This window comes from Marinactinospora endophytica, assembly GCF_054780875.1.
The window spans coordinates 212,840-226,491 of sequence record NZ_BAAGVM010000005.1; the positions used below are offsets into that span (position 1 = coordinate 212,840).

General features: G+C 72.8%; 15 protein-coding genes. 7 read left to right on the top strand and 8 right to left on the bottom strand.

Going from position 1 to position 13,652, the window contains the following annotated elements:
• The first annotated feature begins 100 nt into the window (after window positions 1–100).
• Window positions 101–1,063 (top strand): alpha/beta hydrolase family protein, encoded by a 963-nt coding sequence (pip, locus tag ACYVHU_RS11685; protein WP_498948355.1) that lies wholly within the window; start codon window positions 101–103, stop codon window positions 1,061–1,063.
• Between the two features lie 116 nt (window positions 1,064–1,179).
• Here pip and ACYVHU_RS11690 read toward each other — a convergent pair whose 3' ends face one another.
• The 3 genes from ACYVHU_RS11690 to ACYVHU_RS11700 form a co-directional block, all read right to left on the bottom strand.
• Entirely contained in the window at window positions 1,180–1,350 is a 171-nt protein-coding gene (locus ACYVHU_RS11690; protein WP_498948357.1) for a hypothetical protein, read from the bottom strand.
• The gene (locus ACYVHU_RS11695) at window positions 1,292–1,867 is read right to left on the bottom strand and encodes an RNA polymerase sigma factor (protein WP_498948358.1); all 576 of its coding nucleotides are present in this window, start codon (window positions 1,865–1,867) and stop codon (window positions 1,292–1,294) included. Before ACYVHU_RS11695 ends, ACYVHU_RS11690 begins: the two co-directional genes overlap by 59 nt.
• A gap of 207 nt (window positions 1,868–2,074) precedes the next feature.
• Window positions 2,075–2,299: a hypothetical protein gene (locus tag ACYVHU_RS11700; protein WP_078761202.1), complete on the bottom strand. Its 225-nt coding sequence runs from the start codon at window positions 2,297–2,299 to the stop codon at window positions 2,075–2,077.
• Window positions 2,300–2,581: 282 nt separating this feature from the next.
• Between ACYVHU_RS11700 and ACYVHU_RS11705 the strand changes: the two genes are divergently transcribed.
• Window positions 2,582–3,235 carry a class I SAM-dependent methyltransferase gene (locus ACYVHU_RS11705; RefSeq protein WP_498948359.1) on the top strand — a complete coding sequence of 218 codons (654 nt, stop codon included), beginning with the start codon at window positions 2,582–2,584 and terminating at the stop codon, window positions 3,233–3,235.
• 45 nt (window positions 3,236–3,280) lie between these two features.
• Here the strand turns inward: ACYVHU_RS11705 and ACYVHU_RS11710 are convergent, their stop codons facing one another.
• On the bottom strand, window positions 3,281–4,825 hold the full coding sequence (locus ACYVHU_RS11710) for a serine hydrolase domain-containing protein (protein ID WP_498948361.1): 1,545 nt from the start codon (window positions 4,823–4,825) through the stop codon (window positions 3,281–3,283).
• Between the two features lie 167 nt (window positions 4,826–4,992).
• Here ACYVHU_RS11710 and ACYVHU_RS11715 point away from each other — a divergent pair, with 167 nt between their 5' ends.
• Complete coding sequence (locus tag ACYVHU_RS11715) at window positions 4,993–6,210, top strand: sensor histidine kinase (protein WP_432940516.1); 1,218 nt, start codon at window positions 4,993–4,995, stop codon at window positions 6,208–6,210.
• Window positions 6,207–6,872, top strand: coding sequence for a response regulator (locus ACYVHU_RS11720; protein ID WP_078761199.1), 666 nt, complete (start codon window positions 6,207–6,209; stop codon window positions 6,870–6,872). Before ACYVHU_RS11715 ends, ACYVHU_RS11720 begins: the two co-directional genes overlap by 4 nt.
• A gap of 259 nt (window positions 6,873–7,131) precedes the next feature.
• Here ACYVHU_RS11720 and ACYVHU_RS11725 read toward each other — a convergent pair whose 3' ends face one another.
• Window positions 7,132–7,806, bottom strand: coding sequence for a TetR/AcrR family transcriptional regulator (locus tag ACYVHU_RS11725; RefSeq protein ID WP_078761198.1), 675 nt, complete (start codon window positions 7,804–7,806; stop codon window positions 7,132–7,134).
• Window positions 7,807–8,374: 568 nt separating this feature from the next.
• On the opposite strand from ACYVHU_RS11725, the gene ACYVHU_RS11730 reads away from it, so the two are divergent.
• From ACYVHU_RS11730 to ACYVHU_RS11740, 3 genes are all read left to right on the top strand, one after another.
• Window positions 8,375–9,301, top strand: a complete 927-nt coding sequence (locus ACYVHU_RS11730) for an oxidoreductase (RefSeq protein WP_078761197.1) — start codon at window positions 8,375–8,377, stop codon at window positions 9,299–9,301.
• Window positions 9,302–9,869: 568 nt separating this feature from the next.
• Window positions 9,870–10,469 carry a class I SAM-dependent methyltransferase gene (locus tag ACYVHU_RS11735; RefSeq protein WP_235000875.1) on the top strand — a complete coding sequence of 200 codons (600 nt, stop codon included), beginning with the start codon at window positions 9,870–9,872 and terminating at the stop codon, window positions 10,467–10,469.
• Window positions 10,470–10,793: 324 nt separating this feature from the next.
• The gene (locus ACYVHU_RS11740) at window positions 10,794–11,297 is read left to right on the top strand and encodes a cupin domain-containing protein (protein WP_078761195.1); all 504 of its coding nucleotides are present in this window, start codon (window positions 10,794–10,796) and stop codon (window positions 11,295–11,297) included.
• Window positions 11,298–11,358: 61 nt separating this feature from the next.
• On the opposite strand, the gene ACYVHU_RS11745 is transcribed toward ACYVHU_RS11740, so the two are convergent.
• From ACYVHU_RS11745 to ACYVHU_RS11755, 3 genes are all read right to left on the bottom strand, one after another.
• Window positions 11,359–11,850, bottom strand: a complete 492-nt coding sequence (locus ACYVHU_RS11745) for a MarR family winged helix-turn-helix transcriptional regulator (RefSeq protein ID WP_159457240.1) — start codon at window positions 11,848–11,850, stop codon at window positions 11,359–11,361.
• 468 nt (window positions 11,851–12,318) lie between these two features.
• Entirely contained in the window at window positions 12,319–12,858 is a 540-nt protein-coding gene (locus ACYVHU_RS11750; RefSeq protein WP_498948364.1) for a DinB family protein, read from the bottom strand.
• A 57-nt stretch (window positions 12,859–12,915) separates the two neighbouring features.
• Entirely contained in the window at window positions 12,916–13,590 is a 675-nt protein-coding gene (locus tag ACYVHU_RS11755) for a TetR/AcrR family transcriptional regulator (protein ID WP_078761193.1), read from the bottom strand.
• Window positions 13,591–13,652 lie beyond the last annotated feature (62 nt).

A 13,652-nucleotide genomic window follows, 5' to 3' on the forward strand; every position in this document is an offset into this window, starting at 1 on the left:
CCGGGGGCGTCACCGGATCCACGCCCTCGAGACGCTCCGCCGCGAACAGGGCCGCGTGGGGACTCCCGCGCCGGTCCCGCCCCCCCGAGGAGAACTCCGCATGCCACTCCCCCACCCTCCCGCCCTCCCCAGCGACTCGGGCATGCTGGACGTCGGTGACGGCCATCGCGTCCACTGGGAGGCCTACGGCGACCCCGCGGGCAAGCCGGCCCTCGTCGTCCACGGTGGTCCGGGCTCGGGCCGCTCGGCGACGGCCCACCGCCTGTTCGACCCCGCCCGCTACCGGGTCGTCCTGTTCGACCAGCGCGGCTGCGGCCGGAGCACCCCCCACGCCGGAGAATCCGCCTCCCGGGGGCTGAGGGACAACACCACCCACCACCTCGTCGCGGACATGGAACTGCTCCGCGACCACCTGGGCGTCCAGCGGTGGCTGCTCTTCGGCGGGTCCTGGGGTTCCACGCTGATCCTGGCCTACGCCCAACGCCACCCCGAGCGGGTGTCGGAGATCGTCATCACCGGCGTCACCACGACCCGCCGCTCCGAGATCGACTGGCTCTACCGCGGGGCCGGTCGGTTCCTCCCCGAGCAGTGGGACCGGTTCCGCGCCGGGGCGTTCGGCGACGCGGGCGACGGCGACGTGGTCGCCGCCTACTCCCGGCTCCTCAACGACCCCGACCCGCGGGTACACGAGAGGGCCGCGGCCGACTGGTGCGCCTGGGAGGACGCCGTGCTGTCCCTGGAACCGGCCGGTTCGCCCGGTTTCTACACCGGCCGGCCGGGCAGGGCGCGGCTCGCCCTGACCCGGATCTGCGCACACTACTTCTCCCACGGCGCCTGGCTGGAGGAGGGGGAGCTGATCCGCGAGGCCCACCGGCTGGCGGGGATCCCCGGCGTCCTCGTCCACGGCCGCCTCGACCTGGGCAGCCCGCTCACCACCGCCTGGGAGCTGGCGCGGGCCTGGCCGGGGGTCCGCCTCATCGTCGAGGACGAGGCGGGACACCTGGGGGGCGGCGCGATGCACGCCCACATCCGCGACGCACTCGACCGCTTCGCCACCCTCTGAGCCCTCCCACCGCGCCGGGGCGCGGGCGGAGGGCGGGTCTCCCCGCTTCTGCCGTTCCCGTCGACCCCCGCGCCCCTGTCACCGGGAAGGGAGGCGGCCGGCTCACGCCGATGGCGTCACGGCTCCAGTCGAAGGGCCGTCACGATCTCCCGTGCCGTGGGGTCGCCCTGCTCGGCCTCGGAGACGAGCCGGCGGGTCAGCCGCTCCCGCCACTGTGCCTTCAGCTCCTCACGGGCCCGGGTGAAGACGGCCTCCAGTTCGTCGTCCTGCGACGGCTCGCCGGTCATCGCGAACGCCTCCCTCCTTGAGAATCCTCTTGAGCCCGCGGTGTCCGCGGCTCAGCCGGGCACGCACCGCCTCCTCGCTGATCCGCAGCGCCTCGGCGATCTCGTGGGTTTCCAGACCGGCGAAGTGCCGCAGGGCCACCGCGGCCCGTTCGCCCGGCGGCAGCGCGGCCACCGGTTCTCGCGCTCGGCGCGTGGACTCCTCGCGGGCGTGCACGGCCTCGGGGCGGGTCTCCTCGTGGTCGGGTGGCTCGGGAAGCCGCTCGACGGCCGGCTCGGCGCGGGTCTTCTCCAGGGCGCGGCGCAGGCGGCGTCGGGCCGCCTGCCACATCCAGGCCCGGTGGTGCCGGATCGATCCGGGCTCCTCGCGTTCGCGCCTCCACAGTCCGGTCACCGCGTAGAAGACCGCGTTCTCGGCGTCCTGGTAGGTGCCTCCCTCGCTGATGTGCAGTGGGCCGGCCATGCTCGCCGCCATGTCAAGGTGGTCCGTCGTGATGTCGTTGGGCGGATCGTCGGCCATGGGGGTTCCCTTCCGGTCGCGGGGAGCGCGAGGTCCTCGCTCTCCCCAGAGGTTGCGGAGACTCCCCGTGCGTCTCCGTACGGCACGGCCCCGCCGTGCCGTTCCTGTACCGACCCCCCACACGATTCCTTTCTTTTACGATCCGCTCCTTCACCCCTATTGGGACGCTGTCTCGCTGATCCGTGACGCCGTTTCCTGTGACGCGTGTCACTTTCTCTGGTCGAGGGTCCGGACCTCGATCACGACCTTGCGGCCGCCGTCCGGGTAGTACTCGGTGACCCGTCCCCCGCGGGCCACCACCTGCGCGACGTCCACCCTGGCCGTGCTGTCGTGGCGGCGGGTCCGTTCCCGCGATTCCAGCCGCGCCCACAGGGCCACCAGTCCGGCCACTTCGATGATCAGTCCGGCCACCAGCACCGACCATGGATCCACCGTGTCCTCCTCGCTCTCTGGGGCGCCGCCCGTTGCGGCCTCACCCCTTAGGGGGACGGTGCGCCGGGAGGCGTGACGTCAGCGCGGTTTGCCGTTTCGGCAATTGAAATGGCCGGGATCGCGCGGAAGACGCACCATGTGGATACGAGCCGGGACACGGGCCTCCGTAGCGCCCGACCGAGGCGTACGGCGCCGGAACCCGTCTCGTTCGACCACCCGACCCGTGGTGGTGGCCGTCCCACCTCGCCCGGCCACCCACCGAACAGAAGAAACGGAAAGCCGATGCACCACCACCAGTCACATGAGCACCACGGCACGTCGGGAGCGGAGTACTGGGACGGGCGCTACGGGGAGAACGCCCGGATGTGGAGTGGGAAGCCCAACGCCGCGCTCGTCCGTGAGGTCGCCGACCTGGCGCCGGGCAGCGCCCTGGACCTGGGGTGCGGTGAGGGGGCCGACGCCATCTGGCTGGCCGGACGGGGATGGCGGGTCACCGCCACCGACATCTCCGCCGTCGCCCTGGAGCGCGCGGCCGACCACGCCGGGTCCGCGGGCGTCGCCGACCGGATCGACTGGCAGCGCCACGATCTCGAACAGACCTTCCCCGAGGGGACCTTCGACCTGGTCTCCTCCTGCTTCCTGCACTCCCCCTGGGACATGCCGCGCGAGGTGATCCTGCGCCGGGCCGCCGCCGCCGTCGCCCCCGGTGGAACGCTCCTGGTGGTGGGCCACTCGGGCCCCGCCCCCCGGGCGGACGGTCACGCCCAGCAGGTCCACCTGCCCGGCCCGCGGGAGGTGCTCGACTCCCTGGAACTGGCCGAAGGGCAGTGGGAGGTGCTGGTGTGCGAGGAGCACGAGCGCGTCCAGACCGGACCCGACGGACAGCAGTTCACCCGCACGGACAACACCGTGCGGGTCCGCCGACTGCCGGCCTGAACCGGCCGGGGTGCCGTCCGCGCGTGACGGCGCGGACGGCGCCGGTCAGGGCAGTTGCGCGAACACCGCGACCTCCACCCCCAGCAGGGCGCCGGCCGGGACCGCCACCACGGCGAAGAGGAGACCGCGCACCCACGCGCGCCCGCCCCGGGCCCACGGGGCCCGCCCCCAACGGCCCGCGGCCACGACCACGGCCGCGGCGAGCAGTCCTCCGCCGACGGCGCACACCCCGACGGGCAGCACCCCCCATTCACCGATGCGCAGGGCCGCCAACCACAGGGCGGTGCCGACGAGCAGGGAGGAGACAATCCCCAAACGGTCCGATCCGCGCCCCGGCCGGGAACCGCGGGGACGCCAGGACAACCGCAGGAGCACGGCGGCGGGCGCTCCCACCGCGAGGACCAGGGACACCAGGATCGGGAGCGGGGCGACGGCGCCGTCCTCGGCGAACTCGGGGACCTCCAGACCGAGAAGGGCGAAACCGACCTGCTCGACGGGGACGCGGGTGGAGTTGGCGAGCACCACGACCGAACGGCCGTCACCGGTGTGCGCGACGAAACTCCTGGTTCCGCTGTTCAGCCCGTTGTGCCAGGCGACCTCGACGCCGTCGACCCGCCAGAGCATCCACCCCAGCCCCACGTGACCGTCGTAGGCCCGGTAGTCGTCGACCTCGACGCGGGGGGCGTGGGTCAGCTCGGTCAGCTCCGTGGCCTCCCCCATCGAGGCCGCCAGGAACGCCGTCAGGTCCGAGGCCGTGGTCCACGTCCCGGTTCCCACCGGGGCGTAGCCGGGGTTGGACCAGATGGCGACGGGCTGGGATGGGGCCCGATAGGGCAGGGCCGCGCTGTCGGGGACGCCGGAGGGGGACACGATGGTGTGCTCCATGCCCAAGGGGTCCAGCACGCGCTCGGTCAGCAGGTCCGCGTAGTCCCGCCCGGCGACGCGCGCCAGAGACCGGCCGAGGAGGGCGTAGCCGAGGTTGGAGTATCCGTACTCCTCCCCGGGGGAGACGCCGGTGATCCGCGCGGCGGTCGCGACGGGGTCGTCGAGCCAGGCGTAGGCGTCACCGCCGAGCGCGTACTCGGGCAGGGCCGCGTACAGGCCCGGGTCGCTCCCCAACGGGATGGAGGGCAGACCGGAGGTGTGGGTCGCCAACTGCTCCAGGGTGATGCCGGCGACCGCCTCGTCGGCGAAGTCGGTGGTCGGCCACAGCTCCCCGAGGGAGTCGGAGAGGCCGACCTCACCGGATTCCACCATGTCGGCCAGCAGGGTCGCGGTGAGGAGCTTTTGCACCGAGGCGCTTTCGAACACGGTGTCCGGGCCGACCGGGGCGGCGCCGTCACGGGTTCCCAGACCCGCCTCGCGGGTCCGGCCGTCCTCGGTGAGGGCCACCGAGACCCCCACCGCGGTGTCGTCGGGCAGCAGCCGGCGCAGGTCCGCGGCGAGGGCGGCGTCACCGCTGTGCGCGGCGGTCGCGGGCGGTGTGCGGGGAAGGACCGCGAACACGACCAGGGCGGTCGCGAGCGCGGCGAGACAGGCCAGCGGCACGAGCACACGTGCCGGGCGGGCGGATCCGGGGACCGGGGACACGAGGGTTCTCCAAGGGGTCGGTCGGACGGGTCGTGCCGGTGGAACCGGCACGACCCACGGTGGAGCCTGGGCTCGGGCGCGCGCGTCGCCCGTTCGGCTCGTTCTGGCGCGGCATATGGGCCGAACGGATGATCCGCAACGCGCACAGGCGCCCGTAACCTGCCGGTATGCCTGGAGAACCGAGAGCACGCGCCGCAACGGGGCCACGGTGGGGGCCGTCGGCCCCGGCGACCGTCGCGGTCGCCGGGGCCGCGGCGGTCCTGGCCGCGGCCTGGGCGATCGACCTGGTCCACGCCGTGGACCGGTCCGCCCTGCCGCACGTCGGGGGATGGTGGGCCTATCCGCCGGTGGTGTCGGGCGCGGTGATGGCGCTGCTGACGCTCAGGGCACTCCCCCCGGGCGCCTCCCCCCGGCGTACCGGGCTCCTGGGGATCTGCGCGCTGCTGACCACGTCACTGGTCTCCCTCGCCTACCGCCTCGCCCCGGGGGACGCGCCGGGCCACCCCGACGGCCTGGCCGAGGTGCTGGCGATGGTGGGAGCGGTCTCCCTCATCGCCTACCGCTGCCGTCCGTGGGTGGTGGCCGTCGCGGCGGCGCTGACGCTGGTCGCGCCGCTGCTGTCGGAGACGCTGCGCGCGGGCCGGCCCGCCGACCTGGACGCGGCCCTGGTCCTGCTGTTCCTACTGGCCCCCGGCCTCTACCTGCGCTGGCGCGTCGAGCGGCGCCGATGGCAGGTGGAGCGGGTACGCCAGGAGGAACGCGACACGCTGGCCCGCGACCTGCACGACGTGGTCGCCCACCACGTCACCGGGATCGTCGTGCAGGCCCAGGCCCTGCGTTACGTCGACGACCCGCACCTGGCCCGGGCGGCGCTGCCCGACATCGAACGGGCGGGACTGGACGCCCTGGAGGCGATGCAGCGGCTGGTCACCGCTCTACGCGGTGGCCACCCGGTCTCCGCCGACCTGCCGGACGCGGCCGAAGGGCTGCGTTCGCTGCGCCGTCCGGGCGGCGGTTCGCGGGCCCGGGTCGAGGTGCGCATCACCGGGGACCCCGGGCTCCTGCCCCGCGAGGTCGCCTCGGCGGTGGTCCGCATGGCCCAGGAGGCGCTGACCAACGCCGACCGTCACGCCCACGGGGCCGGCCTCATCACCGTCGTGCTCGACGTCACGGCCGACAGGGCGCGCCTGGAGGTGCGCGACGACGGCCGGGGCGGCCCCGTGGGCCCGGGCAGCGGCGGGTATGGGCTGGTCGGCATGGCCGAACGCGCCGCGCTCCTGGGCGGATCCCTCGACGCGGGCCCGGCCCCCGAGGGGACGGGATGGCGTGTCGTCGCCGTCCTGCCGACCGGCCGCGCCCCGGTGGCGGGAAGGAGCGGAGGGTGAGCATCACCGTTCTGCTGGCCGACGACCAGCGGATGGTGCGCACGGGGTTCCGCTACATCCTGCAGGCCCAGCCCGACATCGAGGTGGTGGCCGAGGCGGCGGACGGCGGCGAGGCCCTGCGACTCGCCCAGGAGCTACGCCCCGACGTCAGCCTGCTCGACATCCGGATGCCCGGGCTCAGCGGCTTGGAGGTGGTCCGCCGCCTGTCGGGGCCGGGGGTCGCCGACCCACTGCGCGTGGTCATGGTCACCACCTTCGACATCGACGAGTACGTCGACGACGCCCTGGAGAACGGGGCGTCCGGGTTCGTGCTGAAGTCCGCGGGGCCGGCCCTGCTGGTCGAGGCGGTGCGCGCGGCCGCCCGCGGTGACGCGCTGGTGTCCCCGGCGATCACCGTCCGGTTGCTCGAACGGCTCGCCCGGTCGCGTGGCCCCGGTTCCGGCGGCCGTCGGGTCGCCTCCGACACCCGCGGTCTGACCCCGCGGGAGCTCGACGTCGTGCGCGCCGTGGCCCAGGGGCTGACCAACGCCGAGATCGCCGACCGGTTGTACCTGTCACTGGGAACGGTCAAACGGCACCTGACCAACGTCCAGACCAAGCTCCGTGCCCGCAACCGGGTGGAGATCGCCGCCTGGGCCTACCGCAACGGGATCGTGGAGTGACCCGCGGCCGTGCGACGCCCGGCGCAGACGCCACGCATGGTCGACGGTGGTCTTGGGATCGTCCCCGATGGCGGCGGCGCCGTCCCACGTGATGCGGGCGTGCTCCTCGGACGGGGACACGTCGCGTAGGGCGCCGTAGCGCCCGGGCCGGTGGGCGAACCCCGTCCCGTTGTAACCGGCGCGGGAGCCGATGAGGAACACCCTCGGCAGCGGCTCGCAGAGGTCCATCTCGGGGTCGCCGCGCAGGCCGAAGAGCGGGTCAACAGGAGGAGCGGGCGATGGTTCCCGCGGTGAGGGTGGCCAGCATGTCGTGCAGGGCGGTGACGAAGTCCGGCTTGAACGCGGTGAGTGACGGGTCGGCCTGGTAGGCGGCGAGCATCGCCTCGGAGGGGTGGGCGTGCGTCCATACGGCACCGATGGCCATGATCATGGCTGCGGTGAGCTGCGGGGCGTCCTCGCCCAGTTCGGGCAGGTAGCGGCCGGCCAGCGTGGCGGTGGCGGCGACGTTGGCCACGGCCGCGCGCTTGTAGCGGGCGGCTACCTCGGCGGAGACGTTGTGCTCCAGCACGCCCGCCTGAGAGCTCAGCAGGTCGCACAGAATCCGGCGCTCGGCGAGGGAGCGGGCGACGGCGGCGGCGAACTGCTCCGTGCGCCGCTCCACGGACGCCGCCTGATCGATGCCGGCGTCGAGGAGGGCGGGCAGGTCGGCGATCCACTGCCGCCAGGCGCGGTCCAGCAGCTCCAGCAGGATCGCTTCGCGGGATTCGAAGTAGCGCAGCACGTTGGACTTCGCCAGCCCGACCCGGCGGCTCAGTTCATTGAGGCTGACGGCGCCGGCGGGCATCTCCTCGAGCATGGTCGCGGTGGTGTCCAGTACCGCCTGGCGCCGGATCTCGCGCTGCTCCTCACTGCGGGCCCGCTGGAAGTTCGTCATGCCCCCATATTACAGACTGCCGGTCTTTTGACATCAGACCATCGGTCTCTTATGTTGAAGGTGCGCCACAGAAGACCTCCTGGGCCAGGTGGCCGGTCACCGTCCGGGCCGCTTCACGCGCCGATGTACGTAGCTTTCTCCTGACGTAAGGGGGCTGCCACAGCACCCCTGAAAGCGAGAACACCATGGGCCCCGCCGCAAGCGCCGAAGCGGACATCGCGGTCGTCAGTCGCCTCGTCGACGAAGTCGTCAACGGAGGCGACCTCGACACGATCGACGAGCTCTGGGCCGGCGACATGATCTGAGGCTGCGGCAGCCCGGGCGAGCACCACGGCGTCGACGCCTACAAGAACGTCATGGCGGCCCACGCCGCCGGCGCCTTCGTGGGCGCCGCCCCCGCACGCCCCATAGCCGGGCACCGCCGTGTACCGCGTCAAGAACCACGGGATCGGCGAAGGCGCCTTCGCCGAGGGCATCCTCGGACTGCTTCTCCAGCTCGACTCACGACCCTTCCGAGCGCTGGATGACGCGCGCACAGCACACAACGAACCGACGGAGAGGCACAGAGATGAACCACTGGACGCCTGACGACATCCCCGACCAGAGCGGCCGCACCGCGCTGATCACCGGCGGGAGCAGCGGGATCGGACTGGAGACCGCGCGCGTCCTGGCCCGGCACGGCGCCCGCGTCATCCTGGCGGGACGCGGCCAGACCAGACTGGATCAGGCCGCCGAGACCGTGCGCGCCGTCGCATCCGGGGTCCGGACCGGCACACTGGTACTCGACCTCGCCGACCTCTCCTCCATCCGCGACGCCGCCACGCGAATCGCCGAGACCGAGACGATCGACCTGCTGTTCAACAACGCCGGCGTGATGAACCTGCCCGAGCGGCAGCTGACACGCGACGGTTTCGAGATGACGGTCGGCACCAACCACCTCGGCCACTTCGCCTTCGACGCCCAGGTCTGGCCCGCCGTACGCCGCTCCCCCACACCACGCGTGGTCACCGTCAGCGCCATCGCCGCACGATGGCCGATGGGCAGACTCGACGACCTGATGAGCGAGAAGAGCTACCGAGCCATGGGCGCCTACGCGAAGTCCAAGCGCGCCAACATCGTCTACACCCTCGAACTCGCCCGCCGGACCGCACTCAGCCGCCTCGCAGCACTCGTCGTCCACCCGGGTTCGGCGATGACCGGACTCCAGCAGCACGGCACCGGGATGCTCTCCCGCATCGTCACGCCGGTCGCCGCGCGCCTGTTCATGGGATCGGCCGACGGTGCCGCCTGGCCCTCCCTGTACGCAGCGACCAGTAGGCACGTCAGCTCCGGACAGTTCATCGGCCCGGCCGGCCGCGACCAGACCTCCGACACCCCCAAACCCGCCAAGCTCCCCACAGGGGCAAACGACATCGATGCGGCCAGGCGGCTGTGGACGGCGAACGAACAGCTCACCGGCGTCCCCTTCGACCCCGGGACCGAAACAGCCCCCTAGACCCCCAACGGTCGGCACCTGGGGAGCGCCCGCCCTCGACCACCACCACCCCACCCGCGCAAGGGGCCGGACTCGAACACCGGACTGTTCCTCGGCGGAGGCGGCTGGGCCGACATCGCCTGGGAGACGGTGTACTCGCCGCCTGAGCGAGCACGCGGGACTTCCCCTCTCGGTCTGCTCGGTCCGCCGTTGGCACATCGGCCGGCGCTCACGTCGCGACGATGGCCATGGGCGGAGTCGGCCTGGGCGAGCGCGTCCGCGCCGAACAGAGCCGCGCCCCGCTCACGTCACTGGCGCCGCTACCCGACCCCACCAGCACCGACACCGGTGGTGACACCGGCGCTGTTCCACCGGAGATCATGCGCTTGCCGCTCCCCCCGAAGGACCGAGCATCGAGCGAGCACGCGCCATCGGTCATCTCGCCGGGGCCGGCCCCGGCGCCCTTCGGTCCGGCGCCGTCCCCTCTTCGACGGCGCATCGCCGCCTCCCGGACCCGCCGAGGACCGCTCCGGTGCCGGATGGCAGGGGTCGAAAGGAGGGTCCCGAGAGGCGGATCTACGTTGAGGCCATGACGAAATACAGGTGGATGTACCGTCTCGGTTTCACTCCGTGGGAGCGCTACGGGGCCGCGGGCGGGGCACAGCTCGGCGTCCTGCTCGACCGTGAGGCGGCCGGGCGGCCGAACGGCCCCGGACGGGCGTTGGACGTGGGGTGCGGACGCGGGCAGTTCACCCCCGAGCTGGCCCGGCGCGGGTGGGAGGCGGTGGGCGTCGACATCGTGCCGGAGGCGATCGAGGCCGCCCGGCGTAAAGGACCGGCGGGGATCACCTACGTCGTGGGCGACGTGACCGACCTCGATCCGGCCGGGCTGGGCACCTTCGACCTCTTCCTCGACATCGGCTGCTTCCAGGGCCTCGACACGGGGCAGCGGGCCGCGGAGGGACGGGGTGTGACGGCGCTCGCCACGCCGGGGGCCACCCTGCTGCTGCTCGCCTTCGGCCCCTCGCGGTATCAGCGGCTCGTCGAGGGCGTCGCGCGGGCGGAGGTCGAGGCCGCGTTCCCGGGGTGGGAGCTTCTCGAGGTCGAGGACGCGGACACCGCCGGCCTGGGGTGGCCGATGAACCGGACCTCGCCGAAGTGGTACCGGTTCCGCCGCGCCGCCGGGTAAGGCGGATCGGGCGCGTCTGGTCGAGACCCGGGCCTGCGCCGTGGGGAGGCCCGTGGCCCGAGGTCTCGGCCCCCGTGCCGCCTGGGGGGCCGGAGCGCGGCTCCCCCTCCACGAGGCGGGACGCGGTGGCGGTGACCGAGCGTCTCCTCAACATGAGGCGAGGGCGGGGCGCCACCTCGCTCACCCCGATTCGTCTTCCCCCATGCTCCCTCCCCGCCGCGCCGACGATCGCGAAGGCCGGGCGGGCCTTGCGGGAGGACCCACCCGGAAATAATATTTGTCTGCGCAGACAAATATTTGTGGAACGGTCGAGGAGTGAGCCCTGTGGACGTCAAGGACGGCGCTGAGACCCCTTTCGGAATCCCCGTCGTGTCACCGCCCGAGAAGGTGGAGCACCACGCCTACTACACCACCGACCTTGAGGTGATCCTCCGGGCGGAGATGACGGGAGGCAGGTACTTCATGACCCGCCAGCGGGCGATACGGCCCGAGGACGCACCCCCCTTCCACCTGCACACCCAGGAGGACGAGATCTGGATCATCAACGGCGGAAGGTTCCGCTTCTGGATCGGAGGCGAGTCCCTGGCGACCGCGACCACCCACGACGTCGGGCCGGGAGCGGTCGTCTACGGGCCGCGCAACGTCGCCCACACCTTCCAGAGCCTCGATGACGTCGGGGACGTCACCCTCCTGTGGAGCCCGGGTCAGAGCCAGAGCTACTTCCTGGAGGTCGGTGCGGCCGAGGCGCGTGAGGACTTCGAGCACCTCGACCGCCTTGCGGCCATCGGCGTGCACGTGCTGGACCGGGCCCCGGTCAACGGCGCCTGATCCTCCTCTCCCCCGACCCGGGCGGCTCCGGGGCGGCCGGCGAAGGGAACGGAGCGGCGCGCTAGGAGGAGACCGCCGCTCCGTTCCCGCGCGCCGCCTCGGTGTCGGCGTCGCTGTCGGGGTCGAGAAGGGCCCAGACCTCGGCGAGACCACGGAGATGGTCGTCGTCGAGCCGGCTGAAGAAGAGCTCGCGCAGGTCACTGTGGTGCTGACGCCGTGCCCGGCGTATCAGCGCCCGTCCGTCCTCGGTCAGGGTCACGTCGAAGCCGCGGCCGTCGACGGCCGACCGCCGGCGTTCGATCAGCCCGCGGTTCTCAAGGCGATCGGCGAGGCGGGTGAATCCGCCGCTGGACATCAGGTGGCGCTGAGCGAGGGTGGACATGCGCATGCCGTCCGGTCCGGCCTCGTGGAGCAGGCTCAACACGCTGTACTCGGCCATGCTCACGTTCAGCGGGGCCAGCCCCGCCGCCAGCGCGCGCCAGAGGCGGTCGTGGGTCACCAGGAACCCTCGCCACGCTTCCTGTTCGAGATCCGTCAGACCTTCGGTCGCCATGGCGGCACGGTATCCGGATCGCACCTCGGCGACCAACTCGGCCTGCCTGCGCGAACAGTCATCGAGCGGTCGCGCGGCCCGGGCGACAGCGGCCCCATCGTGGGAGGCGTCCGGCGCGACCGGCGGCGGGGGCTCGGCGACGGCACCCCCAGCGCGGGCGCGACGTCCGCGGCGGCGTCTTCGTCCCTCGGCGAAGCGGGCGGGATCCGTTCGTCCGTGAGGGCCGCGACGAGCACCGTCGGACCTGTCGGAAGGTGACGTCGCGCGGAGTCCGAGGCGGGCGATCCGCCCGTTCAAGCGTCCACCTCGGGGGCGGACCCGCATCGGCCGGTTCCGGACGGGCCGTGGTGCGGATCGGCCCGGTGCGTGTCTGCCCCCTCGGAGAGGAGACCCGGCGCGCCCGGACCGCCTCCAACCGGGCGGGAAGGGGGCGGAGGCGAACGGGCGCGTGGGCGTCCCGGCTACCTCTCAGATCCCCGTCGCGCCGTCGATCTTCTCCCGGAGGATGTCGGCGTGCCCCGCGTGACGCGCGGTCTCTCCGATCATGTGGATCAGGATCCAGCGCAGGGAGGTCGGACCGAGGAGTTCGTGCGTCCCGGTGTCGTCCAGGGCGTAACCGACGGAGATGGCCCGCGACTGCGCGCACGTCTGTTCGTACTCCGCCACCAGTTCGGCGACGGTGGTGGACTCGGGCACCTCCCAGACCGTGTCCGCGCCGTCCAGGTCGATACCGGCCTCCTCGGCGGTCCGGTTCGGGAGGACGCGCTGGAACCAGTTCCGTTCGACCAGGCAGAGGTGGGCGAGCAGGCCCGCCAGGCTCGTGGCCGAGGGCAACGGACGTCGACGGGCGTCGGCCTCGCTCACCCCGACGACCTTGCGGATGATCGCGCCCCGGTAGAAGTCGAGGAAGGCTTCGAGGGTTTCACGTTCGGAGTTGGTGGCCACGTGGAAGACCCGTCGTTCGGAGTCGCCCAGGTGCGCGAGCGGATCGCGGGGAGGGGACGCCATGGACGCACCCTAACGCGCCCCGCCTCCCCGCGGGAAACGGTTTTCGCGTCCCCACGCTCACCCGGCGGCGGGAAGCGGCTCCCAACGGTCACGGAGCAACCCGGCATCGGGCGGACGCCCGGGCAACGGGGTGACCGTCCCCGCCCGCAGCCCCTCAAGGGCGATGGCGACGACGCGGGCCCTGGCCTCGGTGGCGGCGCCGAGCAGCTCGTCGCGTCCCTGGTCGGCGATCTGCCAGGGCAGGGGGGATCTGCCGAGCTGTTCCACTAGTAGATACAGGTCGGTGGCGGTGACATCGGGCCGCAGGACCCCTGCGGCGTGGGCGCGGGAGACCAGCGCCCGCGTGACCTCGTCGCAGCGGTCCGCCCTGGCCGCCATCTCCTCGGTGACCTCGATGGTGCCCGCGATCGGCGCCATCGTTCCCGGACCGAAGTCCACGCAGGCGCTGACGTGGTGGACGATCCCCGCCCAGGGATCCTCGTGGGCCAGTCCCTGCTCGGCCGCGTCGATCCAGTGGTCCAGGGCCAGGACGCACAGCCGCTGGAACAGCTCCTCCTTGGTGCGGTACCTGCGGTAGAGGCTGCCGATGCCCACGCCGGCCCGGGAGGCGATCGCGGCCACCGAGGCGTGGGCGCCGTCCAGCGCGAGCGCGCGTCTGGCGGCCTCCAGCAGGGCCCGGTCGTTGCGTTCGGCCTCGGCCTGACGTGGGGCTGTCCGGGTGCGCTCGGTCATGGCGCGATCCTAGTGCCAAACGGAGTGCTTCGCTCCGTTTTTCCCGCAGATGGTTTCCACCG

Coding starts and splice junctions, on each gene's coding strand:
- pip (WP_498948355.1), top strand. CDS start 101: ATGCCACTCCCCCACCCTCCCGCCCTCCCCAGCGACTCGGGCATGCTG.
- ACYVHU_RS11690 (WP_498948357.1), bottom strand. CDS start 1,350: ATGACCGGCGAGCCGTCGCAGGACGACGAACTGGAGGCCGTCTTCACC.
- ACYVHU_RS11695 (WP_498948358.1), bottom strand. CDS start 1,867: ATGGCCGACGATCCGCCCAACGACATCACGACGGACCACCTTGACATG.
- ACYVHU_RS11705 (WP_498948359.1), top strand. CDS start 2,582: ATGCACCACCACCAGTCACATGAGCACCACGGCACGTCGGGAGCGGAG.
- ACYVHU_RS11715 (WP_432940516.1), top strand. CDS start 4,993: ATGCCTGGAGAACCGAGAGCACGCGCCGCAACGGGGCCACGGTGGGGG.
- ACYVHU_RS11725 (WP_078761198.1), bottom strand. CDS start 7,806: ATGACGAACTTCCAGCGGGCCCGCAGTGAGGAGCAGCGCGAGATCCGG.
- ACYVHU_RS11730 (WP_078761197.1), top strand. CDS start 8,375: ATGAACCACTGGACGCCTGACGACATCCCCGACCAGAGCGGCCGCACC.
- ACYVHU_RS11735 (WP_235000875.1), top strand. CDS start 9,870: ATGACGAAATACAGGTGGATGTACCGTCTCGGTTTCACTCCGTGGGAG.
- ACYVHU_RS11745 (WP_159457240.1), bottom strand. CDS start 11,850: ATGGCGACCGAAGGTCTGACGGATCTCGAACAGGAAGCGTGGCGAGGG.
- ACYVHU_RS11750 (WP_498948364.1), bottom strand. CDS start 12,858: ATGGCGTCCCCTCCCCGCGATCCGCTCGCGCACCTGGGCGACTCCGAA.
- ACYVHU_RS11755 (WP_078761193.1), bottom strand. CDS start 13,590: ATGACCGAGCGCACCCGGACAGCCCCACGTCAGGCCGAGGCCGAACGC.